General features: G+C 37.8%; 9 protein-coding genes and 1 pseudogene. 1 reads left to right on the top strand and 9 read right to left on the bottom strand.

Features of this window, described 5'->3' with window-relative positions:
• Positions 1 to 516: 516 nt before the first annotated feature.
• From ACFINA_RS07355 to ACFINA_RS07345, 3 genes are all read right to left on the bottom strand, one after another.
• Positions 517 to 966: a hypothetical protein gene (locus ACFINA_RS07355; protein WP_375610790.1), complete on the bottom strand. Its 450-nt coding sequence runs from the start codon at positions 964 to 966 to the stop codon at positions 517 to 519.
• A 544-nt stretch (positions 967 to 1,510) separates the two neighbouring features.
• Entirely contained in the window at positions 1,511 to 2,077 is a 567-nt protein-coding gene (rsmD, locus tag ACFINA_RS07350) for a 16S rRNA (guanine(966)-N(2))-methyltransferase RsmD (RefSeq protein WP_375607336.1), read from the bottom strand.
• Positions 2,058 to 3,458: a pseudouridine synthase gene (locus ACFINA_RS07345; protein ID WP_375607335.1), complete on the bottom strand. Its 1,401-nt coding sequence runs from the start codon at positions 3,456 to 3,458 to the stop codon at positions 2,058 to 2,060. The genes rsmD and ACFINA_RS07345 overlap by 20 nt, the downstream gene beginning before the upstream one ends.
• Before the next feature lie 269 nt (positions 3,459 to 3,727).
• Here ACFINA_RS07345 and ACFINA_RS07340 point away from each other — a divergent pair, with 269 nt between their 5' ends.
• Positions 3,728 to 4,174 (top strand): nucleoside deaminase, encoded by a 447-nt coding sequence (locus ACFINA_RS07340; RefSeq protein WP_375607334.1) that lies wholly within the window; start codon positions 3,728 to 3,730, stop codon positions 4,172 to 4,174.
• 666 nt (positions 4,175 to 4,840) lie between these two features.
• Here the strand turns inward: ACFINA_RS07340 and ACFINA_RS07335 are convergent.
• The 6 genes and pseudogenes from ACFINA_RS07335 to ACFINA_RS07310 form a co-directional block, all read right to left on the bottom strand.
• Positions 4,841 to 5,326 carry a hypothetical protein gene (locus ACFINA_RS07335; RefSeq protein WP_375607333.1) on the bottom strand — a complete coding sequence of 162 codons (486 nt, stop codon included), beginning with the start codon at positions 5,324 to 5,326 and terminating at the stop codon, positions 4,841 to 4,843.
• A gap of 178 nt (positions 5,327 to 5,504) precedes the next feature.
• Entirely contained in the window at positions 5,505 to 8,420 is a 2,916-nt protein-coding gene (ileS, locus tag ACFINA_RS07330) for an isoleucine--tRNA ligase (protein WP_375615341.1), read from the bottom strand.
• Positions 8,421 to 8,668: 248 nt separating this feature from the next.
• Positions 8,669 to 10,546 (bottom strand): outer membrane beta-barrel protein, encoded by a 1,878-nt coding sequence (locus ACFINA_RS07325; protein WP_375615340.1) that lies wholly within the window; start codon positions 10,544 to 10,546, stop codon positions 8,669 to 8,671.
• A gap of 683 nt (positions 10,547 to 11,229) precedes the next feature.
• A pseudogene (locus ACFINA_RS07320) lies at positions 11,230 to 11,593 on the bottom strand (hypothetical protein).
• The gene (locus ACFINA_RS07315; RefSeq protein WP_375615339.1) at positions 11,529 to 12,011 is read right to left on the bottom strand and encodes a hypothetical protein; all 483 of its coding nucleotides are present in this window, start codon (positions 12,009 to 12,011) and stop codon (positions 11,529 to 11,531) included. Before ACFINA_RS07315 ends, ACFINA_RS07320 begins: the two are co-directional and overlap by 65 nt.
• The gene (locus ACFINA_RS07310; RefSeq protein WP_375615338.1) at positions 11,953 to 12,261 is read right to left on the bottom strand and encodes a hypothetical protein; all 309 of its coding nucleotides are present in this window, start codon (positions 12,259 to 12,261) and stop codon (positions 11,953 to 11,955) included. Before ACFINA_RS07310 ends, ACFINA_RS07315 begins: the two co-directional genes overlap by 59 nt.
• Positions 12,262 to 12,359: the final 98 nt, after the last annotated feature.

Here is a 12,359-nt window from a genome sequence, read left to right as displayed (position 1 = left end):
TCAAAGAAATTATATTGTAATCTTTCAATAAAATTAATATTTTGATTTATACTTATAATTTATTGTTTTGTAATTTGTATAAAAAAGCCTAATAGCATAAAATTCTCTTTGTTTCGAACCTATTCATGTTGAGTCAATCGCAACTATTTGCGAGCATATCATGAATAAGGGGCATATGAATGAAAACTATTTAAGAAGAAATCAAAATGCCTCTTATGAAGGTTTTAAATGCAAAAGCTATCGCAACATTAGAAACCAGCAAATATCATGACGATATTGGCCTACATCATAAGAGAAACAATGAGCTTCTGAAACTTTCTCATTTTCAATGAATTTCATAAGATTTTTAGCGCAAAATTAATCCCGTAAGATGATTTGAATCGATTTCAACAGCTAACTAAAAAATGCTCCGTAGCTCATTGGGTTGCCGTATACTCATAACTGATTCCGTTCTAATAATAAGTTACAATTTCTGCACCTTTTTTAAGGTGTTAACTTCTTTATAAACGCACACCCTTACAAGATGGTTTTGTTTTCAGTAAGAGCACGCCTGCTCATTTCAATCATTGCATCGCGAAGATGTAACTTAATTTTTGATCCAATAATCATTCCAAATAAAGGAGCAAGTAAGCCAGAAATAATTACAGTATGACGAATTTTGTTATTTGAAGAACCCGATTTTGTTGAACAAATATATTCATGATTAAAACTCATACGTGTAAAAGGAAGTTTAGCATAATCAGAAAAGCAAACATTTTTTATAACTTTATCAAGTGTAAAAGTTACTGTAGGTCCTTTTTTAGGTTTCATGCGTCCTATAGCGCCTTCTTTGAAAGGACCAGAAAGTTCTACCCACTCAAGTTCACTATCCCAGCAAGGCCATGATGCCACATCTTCCCATATAGCCCAAATTTTCTCAGCACTTGCTTCTGTACTAATTTCTTCACTATATATCCATTTAAACATGATAATCTCCCCTTTTTTATAAATTACTTATCTTTAGTGATAAAAAATAATATAAAAAAGTATCCTTAAAGCTGCACAACGATAAGATACTTAATACTCTCAGATCTACTTAATATGTAATGATTAAATCAACAAGCGATACTACTAAACTAAACACACAAATATTCAGGATAAATGAACAATATTTTCAATACTAAACAAAATATCTTTTTTAAGTTTAGACAATAACAAAAAATAAAAGTTACGCATCATTAAAATATAAATGCAGACTGCATAGCTTAAAGCTTTCAACTGCTGATGAAATGTAATGATTAAGGTATAGCAGAAAGAAATTAGACAAAAAAGATCATAACTATTATCGAGGATATATATATCCTATTGGAGAAAAAACATCCTTCTGTAGTAAAGCTAATAAAACTTCATCAATTCCTTTAACATTAGAATCTTTTATTTACTTTCTGCTTGACCTTTTAAAAACCATATAAAATGAAGAAAACTGTGAAAAAACATTTTTTTATCTTATCGGATAAAAACAAGAACTTTCTCAAGATGTAAGCAATCGTAATTTATAAAGACGTATTGCTGTCTCACCATAAAAACGCTCATCGTCTAGATAAAAAATATCTGGTAAATGAATAATCGTATCTTTCTTTTCTTCGAGCACGAAGAGTGTATCAGCTTTTGCCCAACCTCCTCGCAAAGCTTCTACAAAAGCACGTTCACCTAAACAACGGCTATAGGGAGGATCAGCGCAAATAACATCAAATGGAAGCATTGTTCCAATATTGCCAAGTTTGGTTGCATCACGACGCAAAATCCGTCCAATCCCTTGCAATTCAAAAGCTTCGATATTTTTTTGAAGTACTCCACGCCCCTCAACTGAATTTTCAACAAAAACAGCAGCCTTTGCTCCACGTGAAAGTGCTTCAATGCCTAAAGCTCCCGTACCAGCAAAAAGATCAAGAATGCGTTTATTGGTCCAAAATTGTTCTTCACGGCTAGAAAGAATATTAAAAAGGCTTTCACGTGTACGATCACTCGTTGGGCGAATCGACTGATTAACAGGCGAAAATAAAACACGACCAGCAAATTTACCGCCTATAATCCGCACGTGGACCTCCAAATCGCTTCGAAGTTTTTGCACCATCACTCTGTGATTTAGATTTTTTCATAGAACCACCAAATGTTTTTACTTTTTTCTTTCTCTCAAAAGAACGCTCATCATGACCACCTTTTATCATTTTCTCTTTATCCTTTAAAAAGCGATCTTTCTTACCAAAGGGATGCGTCTCGTCATAAGATATTTTGCCACGTTTTTGAACAAAACTTTCCCTCTTCTCTTTGTGTGACGAACTTTCTTTTAGTTTTTCCTTGCCTCGATGAAAGGACTTTCTACCATCCAAATCGCTCTTATAACCATGCGATTTCTCCTCACTATAGGAAGGCTTTCTACGTGCACTTTGCGGACGTGCACCAGGAGCCATCCAAACATTAGCACGGCGAGAACGCGGTAGAAAACGCTCTACTTTTCCTTCTTCACTTTTCTCCTTTTTTACATTTTCATGAGATTTTGTACTTAATCGTGCGCGACTATGTTCAACAGAACCATCTCTTGAGCGACGTCGTATCACCCTTTCACTTGAGAAAACCCAACCATCATTTGCAACAGAAAGATCTTTCTGGCTTTTCTTTTCTGCAACAACTGCAGAATTTGAAAATGGCTTAAGAATAGGAGCATCAAAATCTGCATTGGCTTGCATAATCAAACGCTCTCCCAACTGATCTCGTAACATCCGCCCTTTTAACTCTTGCACAGCTCCTTCTTCTAAATCAGAGAGATGAAATGGACCATAAGATACACGTATTAATCGATTAACTGATAATCCCAATGCCCCTAAAACATTCTTTATTTCACGATTTTTTCCTTCTCGCAAAGCAACAGAAAGCCATATATTCGACCCTTGTTCGCGTTCAATTGATGCTTCAATTGAACCATAAAAAATACCATTAATCGCAATACCATTTTTAAGGTTATCCAGCGCACTCTGTTTTACTCTTCCATGAGCACGGACGCGATATTTGCGGACCCACCCCGTTACAGGAAGTTCTAATACACGCGCTAAGCCACCATCATTGGTTAAAAGCAAAAGCCCTTCCGTGTTAATGTCAAGCCTTCCTACAGAAAGAACACGCGGCATTCCTTTTGGTAAATTACTAAATACTGTAGGTCTACCTTCAGGATCACGGTTCGTGGTGACAAGACCTGCTGGCTTATGGTAAAGCCATAAACGCGTTCGTTCTATAGGAGGTAAAGGTTTGCCATCAACTTTAATAACATCAGAGCGGCTAACATTAAAAGCTGGCGTTTTCACGACTTTACCATTCACAGAAATACGACCTGAAACAATCATCATTTCTGCATCTCGACGCGAAGCAACACCAGCACGCGCTAATCTTTTAGCAATTCGTTCACTCTCATTATTTTCATTCATTTGCGTTTCAAACCAATCTTTGCAAGTATGTTCAGAAAATTATTCACATGCACCATACCGCTTATCCTGAAAAATGAAGTAGCATAATCATTTATCATTTTCTATCCTTTAACGACAATAATGTATCTGTTGACTTGCAAGTTTGTTTTAAACTCTTAAAAAAATAGAGGTATTCTTTTCATTATAAAAGCGTAATAAATTATTCATTCCATAGCATTCCTTATCGAGATAACCTTTAGATTTTCTATACCTTCAGTAGGAAGAATATTATGACTTTGACGCCCATGGAAATAGCCCTTTTAGAAGCGCAAGAAGCTGCAAAAAAAGATGAAGTTCCCGTAGGTGCTATCATTACACGTGGAAAAGCTATCATTGCACGCGCTGGTAACTTTATAAAATCTGCATATGACCCTACAGGACACGCAGAAATACGCGCAATCCGTATGGCTTGCAAAACATTGCAAAGCGAAAGGCTTCCTGATTGCGATCTTTATGTAACACTTGAACCTTGTGCTATGTGTGCTGCTGCCATTTCATTTGCACGCATACGACGTCTCTATTACGCAATAAATGATCCCAAAGGAGGTGCTATAGAAAATGGTCCACGTTTTTATCAGCAACCAACCTGTCATCACAAACCTGAGATTTATTCTGGTTTTAAAGAAAAAGAAGCAGCTCAATTACTTAAAGATTTTTTTGTACAAAAGCGATACTAAAAACAATTCTTCTTCCATAACTTTTACTCTTTAGAAACTATCCTATTTCTTAAAAAAGATTATTCATCCTTCTGATATAGCGAAAGCTATTTTGAAATATTTTTTCTCTCACACTCTTTTAATATTGAATATTATTTCTATTATACAACATATTGATTTATAAAAATAATTCATTGCTTTTTATATAAAATATTTTTATATAAACTATAAAGCTCAAAATATCGTGGAATATTCTCATTTCAAATGACGTTGAATCAATAAAATCTCTTTCTTGGCACTCATAAGTGAGGTTACTGTCTAGATAAAAAACGATTTAGAAAAGACTAAAAATGTCTTTTATGAAAGCTCTCAAATGCAAAAATTGTCACAACATTGGAGTCTGGAAAATAAAATGATGGTATAAGTTCTCTCCTTCATAAGAATAAAGCTGCTAATTTTCAATGGCTTTCACGTTATACTATCCACACAAACAACGTTGTGAAATGGACTTAAAAGATATTTCTGTTAAAAAAGTGACGCCGAACCACTCTCTCGATGCTATAGCCATATTGCTATTTCATGGAAATAACAACCAGCTTGCAGCAGCATTATAACGCTGCATGAACGAGAACTTGGTGTCATAAGTAATGAGAAGAATACTTCGCATACTTTTATTTTGTCTTTTTCTTATCGACCAATAGGTGCAATTTTTGCCGGTTGGCGATAACTTAAAGGTGGTTCAGTGAGATAGCGACGGTATTTTGAACTTCCAACTTGTGCTCTCTGACGACGTAAATATTCTTGTCGTTGCTTCGCACTCAACTGTGAAGGATCTTCTGAACCAGCGCCATTAACTAATGATCGCTTGTGAGGAAAAGGAGTACTTTCCCGATGCTGCTTCGATGCTGCTATTTTATTGACAGATTTATCTTGTTGTGGCACCGGTAAAAACCTGCGTGAACTAGGACTTGGTATTATAAGCTTTGGATGGGGTTTCATAACAATCTGGCTGCTGTTATTTGTTGGTGTTAATGAAGTGATATTAGCAACATCTTCAAAAAACTGTATCGAAACTGGTTTATTGGTACCATAGGTAGGCGCATTACATCCCGTTAAAACAAAGCATATACCTAAAATTCCTATTGGAAATATTTTTACTTCACATTTTCTCACTGCTTATCCCATTTCCTAAGTATATGGCTGATTAATATTCCCGTTATTTATGAGAGAACGGTCCATATACAAATTTCCCCCCCCTGCAGATAAAACAACGGAATTTTTTCGTACCACAAAAAACTATATTCATCAATACGAGAAATATACTTGCATTTCTTTCCTTTGATCTAAAACTTTAAATCTTGCCAAGAATCCGCAATTCCCGCAAAGCAGCTGCATCACGAGCAGATACATCCGGATAAGCTGGATCACTTCCAACATCTTGTGTATAACGCCATGATCGAGCACATTTTTTTCCCAACGCTTTCTTTGGATATACACTAACACCTTCAACATCATCCAAAGTAAACGCATCGGAAGGCATTGTATCCTGCGTAATTGTGAGTGCGCTGGTAATACAGATCTCCGCCATATCCACATTTTCTAATGCCTCTCGTAAAACCAGATTGGAAATAAAAACAATAGGCGCAGCTTCCAAAGAGGATCCAATACGCTTATTAGCACGTTCAAGTTCTAAAGCACCTGTCACAACTTTACGGACCTGCCGAATTTTTTTCCAACGCTCAGCCAAAGATTGGTTTTGCCATTCTTCTGGTACAGAGCGAAATTGTTCCAAATGCACTGATTGGCTTTCTGGGTAACGCTCTAACCAAGCTTCCTCCATAGTAAAAGGCAACATTGGAGCAAGCCATGTTACCATACGCTCAAAAACCTCACGGACAACCTGCAAGGAGGCCTTGCGTTTTTTTGATGAAGGCGCATCACAATAAAGAGAATCCTTTCGGATATCAAAATAAAATGCCGATAACTCAATGATTGAAAAATCCAATAATGCACGCATAATCTTTTTAAAATCAAATTCATCGTAAGCGCGATTAATCAACTGATCAAGTTCAAAAAGCCTATGCAATATAAATTTTTCAAGATCCGGCAGTGCACCATAAGATATTTCTTCTCCATCATCATGTGCTAAAGTTCCAAGCATCCAACGAATTGCATTGCGTAGTTTACGATATGAATCCACATTTGTCTGAAGAATTTTCTTGCCTAAACGCTGATCTTCCCAATAATCTGTTGTCATCACCCAAAGACGAAAAATATCAGCTCCAGATGTTTTAATGATCTCTTGCGGAACAACCGTATTGCCTAAAGATTTAGACATTTTCTTACCATTCTCATCCAAAGTAAAACCGTGTGTGATCACTGCCTTATAAGGAGAGCAAGCACGCGTACCACAGCTTTCCAAAAGAGAAGATTGGAACCATCCACGATGTTGATCAGAGCCTTCAAAATAAACATCTGCAGGCCATTTTAAATCAGCCCGATCTTCTAATACAAAGCTATGGCTTGCTCCAGAATCAAACCAAACATCCAAAATATCATGAACCTGCATCCAAGGCTCATGCGCACGGTCACCTAAAAAACGTTCACGTGCTCCTTCAGCAAACCATGCATCTGCCCCTTCTACTTCAAAAGCCCGTAAAATACGTTCGTTCACGCTTTCATCTTTCAAAACAACACCATCCTCATTCGCAAAAATACAAATAGGAACTCCCCAAGAACGCTGACGAGAAAGAACCCAATCAGGACGATCTTCTATCATAGAGGCTAGGCGGTTTTGCCCAGAAGGTGGTATAAAACGCGTTTTTGAAACAGCATCCAAAGCCCGACTGCGTAAAGTTGAACCATCCCCAAGATCTTTATCCATTGAAATAAACCATTGCGGCGTATTACGAAAAATAACGGGTTTTTTCGAACGCCAACTATGGGGATAGGAATGTTTCAAACGACCGCGTGCAAATAATCGATCTGCTTTAATTAAAGCGTTAATGACCCCTTTATTGGCATCACCCATTTTCCCATTATCATCAATAACACGTGCTGCTCCCCCTTCACGATCCGGTCCCAAACCCGGAACATCTTTCGTATAGAAACCCGCATCATCGACAGGAAATGGTATAGATGAATCAATCCCTGCTTGCTCCAATAGAGGCTTATAAGCATTCCAAATTTCAAAGTCCTCACGCCCATGACTTGGTGCTGTATGGACAAAACCTGTACCAGCATTCTCTGTCACATGCGACCCCTCAAGCAATACTATCTTATAATTATACCCTCCCGCCAAACCTTTGAGTGGATGAGAAAGAGCAAGAGCTTTCAATTCATCAGCAGAAATAACACGCAAACGCTTCAAAACAAGTTTGGCTTTTTCTGCACAACTCATCGCTAGAGCATCTGCAAAGAGAAGCTTTTCTCCCACTTGAGGACCAAAATCATTTTCAGCACTTTCAACTTCGTAAATACCATAAGAAATCTGCGAAGAATAACTCACTGCACGATTGCTTGGGATTGTCCACGGTGTTGTTGTCCAAATGACGACATAAGCACCATATAAATCATCAGAATTTGCTTCAAAAACAGGAAACTTAACCCAAATCACCTCTGATTCATGATCATGATATTCAATCTCAGCCTCTGCCAAAGCCGTACGCTCCACAACAGACCACATCACTGGCTTGGAACCACGATAAATCTGATCTGACATAGCAAATTTTATCAATTCACTAGCAATGCGTGCTTCTGCATGAAAAGCCATTGTAGTGTAAGGCGTGTTAAAATCTCCCACAACACCAAGGCGTTTAAATTCTTCGCTTTGAACGGTTACCCAATGTTGTGCAAATTCACGGCATTCTTGACGAAACTCATTCAGAGGTACCTCGTCCTTATTTTTTCCCTGTGCTCGATATTTTTCTTCAATTTTCCATTCAATTGGAAGCCCATGGCAATCCCAACCAGGAACATAATTTGCATTAAAACCGCGCATTTGGAATGAACGAACAACCACATCCTTTAGAACTTTGTTTAAAGCATGCCCGATATGAATATGACCATTTGCATAAGGTGGACCATCATGAAGAATATAAAATGGACGATCTTTTGCTTGTTGGCGCAATTGCGCATAAAGCCCTATATTTTCCCAATGCGCCATCAATTCAAGCTCTTTTTGTGGAAGACCTGCACGCATGGGAAAATTTGTCTGTGGGAGATAAAGAGTTTTTGAATAATCTATTGTTTCATTTTTCACAGTCATTGTGAAATATTCCTGTCCACTTTTACGAGTTTACTTTTGCATAACTTCCCTGAACCCTGCAACTCTGGTTTTTATCTATAGGGAAAGCCGAGCTTATCATTCGTATTAAGCAGCGATCAGGAAAATATATCATCACACTCTATGGGCTTTATCATGAAATTCACAAGAAAAGAAACCAAAAAGTGATCTTTAAAAAAATAAAGGCTCCACTAACAGTGGAGCCTCTTAGAAATTTACTCTTTAAAAAATTAGAATTTATAAGCTACACCAACACGGAAATCATTGGTTTTGTAGTTAACTTCAAGTTTTTCCTTTGCAAATTTCTTTTTACCAAAATCAGAGTAACGATATTCTGCACGTACAATCACATTATCCAGAAGCGAGAAATCAACACCACCACCAAGTGTGTAACCAATCATGGTTTTTGTTTCATCAGCTAAGTTCTTAGAAGAAACGACTCTTCCATCCTCATCCTTAACGGATATTGATACAGTGTCTTGGAATTGCCCATAAGCAATACCACCAGCGAGATAAGGCATAAAGCGATCAGCAGCAAAACCAATACGGACCCGTGTAGCACCACCCCAATTTTGCTTGAAAGTATGATTTAAAGTTTCAGCTTCATCCTCTTGACCAAGACCAAGTTCAGAAGCCATCTTTTTTATTTGTTCTATACCATATACACTGGAATTGTTCTTATCCACCGCTTGTGTACTTTGTGCACCGTGTCCAGCCATATTCTGTCCACCATGAGAACGAGAAGCATGTGGATTAGCACCAGAGCCATGCCCACCTGCATGAGATGCACCATGCGGATTAGCATTTCCGCTACCATGGGCGCCATGATGACCTCCCTGTTGAGCTCCGCTTGTTCCATTGGAAGCTTTTGCTGTTTCAGAAGATGATCCTGATCTCGCGAGGACAAATGTCCCTCCGCTCGGTACTGTTCTTTCTTTTAATGATGATTGTTCCGATGCAGGTGCTTTTGCTGCTGGCTGACTTGCTTCTGTTCCCGTTGATGAGATAGAGGGCGCGGGTTTTACAGCAACCGATTTTGTTGGAGTAGCTTGCACTTGTACAGCCCCTGCTGATACAGATGATGTTTCTGCAGATTTTGCAGACGCAGTTACTCCATTTGTTCCTCCTACTGATGGTTGATCTCCTGTGTCTGATCTTGCCAATAGAAGCGTTGACTGCTCTGGTGAGCTTACTCCTGTGGTAGAGGATATTGATTTAGGTGCAGGTGATTTTAATCCATTTACTCCGCTTACCGATGTCGGTCCTGTACCTGATCTTTCCAATGAGGACGATGGCGATTGCACTGAACTCACCGTCTGTTTAGAGGATGCTGATTGTGGTATTGGCGATGCAGATGGCGTTTTTAATGATGGTGTTGAAACTCCTGAATTTCCCCTTCCCACTACCACTGTTTTTTCTACTGTTGAATTGACATTGCCAGAACTTCTAGTTGTTGCTACTTTATTTGATTGTGTTGCTCCTGTTTGTGGTTGTTGAACTGTATTTACTGATTTAGTTAGTGCTTGACTGGATTGCGTTGCAACAGATTTTTCTGACGTGGATCCTGCTGTTGGAGTCCCTCCTGTTGTAGTTCCTGTACCTGCAGGTGTTCTTGAAGTGTCTTTTTGCGTTTGTACTCCTGTTAATGCTGTTGCTTGTGAGGTTGGAGATGTTTGTGGTTTTGCGGATCTGCGGGATCTTACGACTGCATTTTCTACTGTAGTGTTATCAGCCGCTCCTATAGTAATGGTCTTTGTGTGTTTTTTTCCAGATATCATTAAATCCGTATCGATGCCAAAAATAAAGTTATCACCGAGATCAATATTAGAACCTGCATAAAAACCACCTACAAAACCTGAAAGTTTAGGAGAGAACTCTTTATCCAGTGGTAAACTCTTTTCTTGACCAACAAGAGCCATATCCGCTTTGCTCGAAAAACCACCCGCTTGGACACCTAAATAAAGACCTGTCCATGAAAAAGTAGGTGCAACAATGGTAGAAGCAGTCGATGATGCTGGCTGATGAGGAATCATAACATCAGCAGCTAGTGCTGTAGACGCTGAAATTAAAGAAAAAATAGACGCCGTTATTAAACGTTTTGTATTCATAAAATCTCTCCAAATATCCAAAATGGAATATATATAGAGCATCTTTTTTGAAAGATCTGTAGCAAAAATGACACACTCACAAAAAAATAAAGAATTTTTGCAAATAAAGCTTCTTAAACTTTTAATATTGCATTCAATAAGAATTTTTAAACTAAATCACACTAAAATTATGTGTATTAAAGTTGGATTCATTTTCATTAAAGTTTCGCATAACTGTTAATGATAATATTCTTTATAAATTTTTGTACCGAAATCTGAATAACCGTATTCTGCATGCAATAAACTATCATCTGCCATTGCAAAATTAATGCCAGCGCAAACAGTGAAATCAAATATTGCCTTTTTTTAAAACCAAGCGCCATCAAAGTTTCGTCTATTTATCATTATGATCTACTTTTAGTACTTTAGCGTTCGTATTTTGTATCTAAAATTAAGAAAAACAAAGAACTTCTTAAAACACTCGCAAAAAAACTTTTAGATTCTTTGCATAAATATCTTCATCATGACACATCAGTTTGATTTATAAGGATAATTTATTGTTTTCATGTTGAAGGAAAAAATAATACTGTAGGATTCTATCATTTAAAACCTGTTCCATGTTGTATTAATTAAAATCACTTGCTTGCACGTTACAAGCGAAATTTTCGTAAGGACGGACAAGACTTTCTCTGCTGAAGCAAGACTTAAGATTTGCATTCAAGTTGTTCTGAATGCTTTTTACAATAAGGGCTATTTAAGCGTTTCTTGACACTGCGCTGTGATATGATAGCACCTGGACGACAAATGGGCAAGTTTTCGGCTTTATGATTTCCACAGGAGCATGTAAGCATCAATGGTTTCATTTGCATTGTAGCTGAGCTTTCTGCTTTCTGGAACCTTATCATAAGGAGTTGGCATACCACATTCTAATAATGCTTTTGCTACCTCTGTAAAATCTGCTCCTAGTTTTTCCCATGCCCCTATAGAAGATGTGGGAGTTTTATTAAACTGGCACCCAGCTATACTCAATAGAGTTATCACACTTAATAATTTTAAGGTTTGTTTCATTTTTTGCTCCATGAATTAATTGAATCAATTTGTATAGAATTATCGGTTTTTCATAACTGTCTTTGATAGGTTTTACATTTTTATCTGTTGCATAGATTACATTGCCATTTTCATCATGCTCAACTTCTCCCTCAGGATGCTCTTTGACATTTGCGATTTCACGCACTTTGTCCCAGTATCCAAATATTTTATCCGATAAATCATTGATCATGTCTAAGCGATTATGCACGATGCCCTCAAGCGCGATATGGCATCTATCGGTGTGACAGCCCTGATGGGCTCTGTGCTGCGATGTTGTTATTGAAAGAGAGCCTATGATTTGTCCAGCATCTTGCCCCATCGCCCTCTGTCCAGTTATATCAGTAAGGATGATGGTGCACCGCTGATAGCGGATTTGTATATTCTTCCACTTCATCATGGGCTTTGCCGTGATTTAAAACATTCTTGGCAATGTTTTTTATCGTGTCATTCCCAGAAATGCTAAACCCTTGACTGCTGGCTGTAGCATGCTCACTGTTGGTGATATCACTGGTATTGATACTTCCTGTGGTCAGGCTGTTTTTGTTCGCCGAGGCTGTGCTTTCAATAATATCTCCGGTCAAAGTTGTTTTATCTTTAACAGTGATATCAAAACCGCCATCACCAGCTTTAACCCCTGTTCGCTCCACAACGCTGTGATAATCTCTGGATGTAGCTTGCCAGCAGGTTTTGTATATTTTGCCACTAGGTTTTGTACCAATTCATTTTTTTTCAAAGAGTTTTAAAG

It is taken from the genome of Bartonella sp. AC10YNML (assembly GCF_042196825.1).
Classification (GTDB): Bacteria; Pseudomonadota; Alphaproteobacteria; order Rhizobiales; family Rhizobiaceae; genus Bartonella.
The sequence above is the reverse complement of the archived record's forward strand: the minus strand, read 5'-3'. Positions and strand labels throughout refer to the sequence as shown.

Excerpts from the sequence above, each read along its gene's own strand:
- ACFINA_RS07345 (WP_375607335.1), bottom strand. The coding sequence starts at position 3,458 with ATGAATGAAAATAATGAGAGTGAACGAATTGCTAAAAGATTAGCGCGT.
- ACFINA_RS07355 (WP_375610790.1), bottom strand. The coding sequence starts at position 966 with ATGTTTAAATGGATATATAGTGAAGAAATTAGTACAGAAGCAAGTGCT.
- ACFINA_RS07315 (WP_375615339.1), bottom strand. The coding sequence starts at position 12,011 with ATGATGAAGTGGAAGAATATACAAATCCGCTATCAGCGGTGCACCATC.
- ileS (WP_375615341.1), bottom strand. The coding sequence starts at position 8,420 with ATGACTGTGAAAAATGAAACAATAGATTATTCAAAAACTCTTTATCTC.
- ACFINA_RS07325 (WP_375615340.1), bottom strand. The coding sequence starts at position 10,546 with ATGAATACAAAACGTTTAATAACGGCGTCTATTTTTTCTTTAATTTCA.
- ACFINA_RS07340 (WP_375607334.1), top strand. The coding sequence starts at position 3,728 with ATGACTTTGACGCCCATGGAAATAGCCCTTTTAGAAGCGCAAGAAGCT.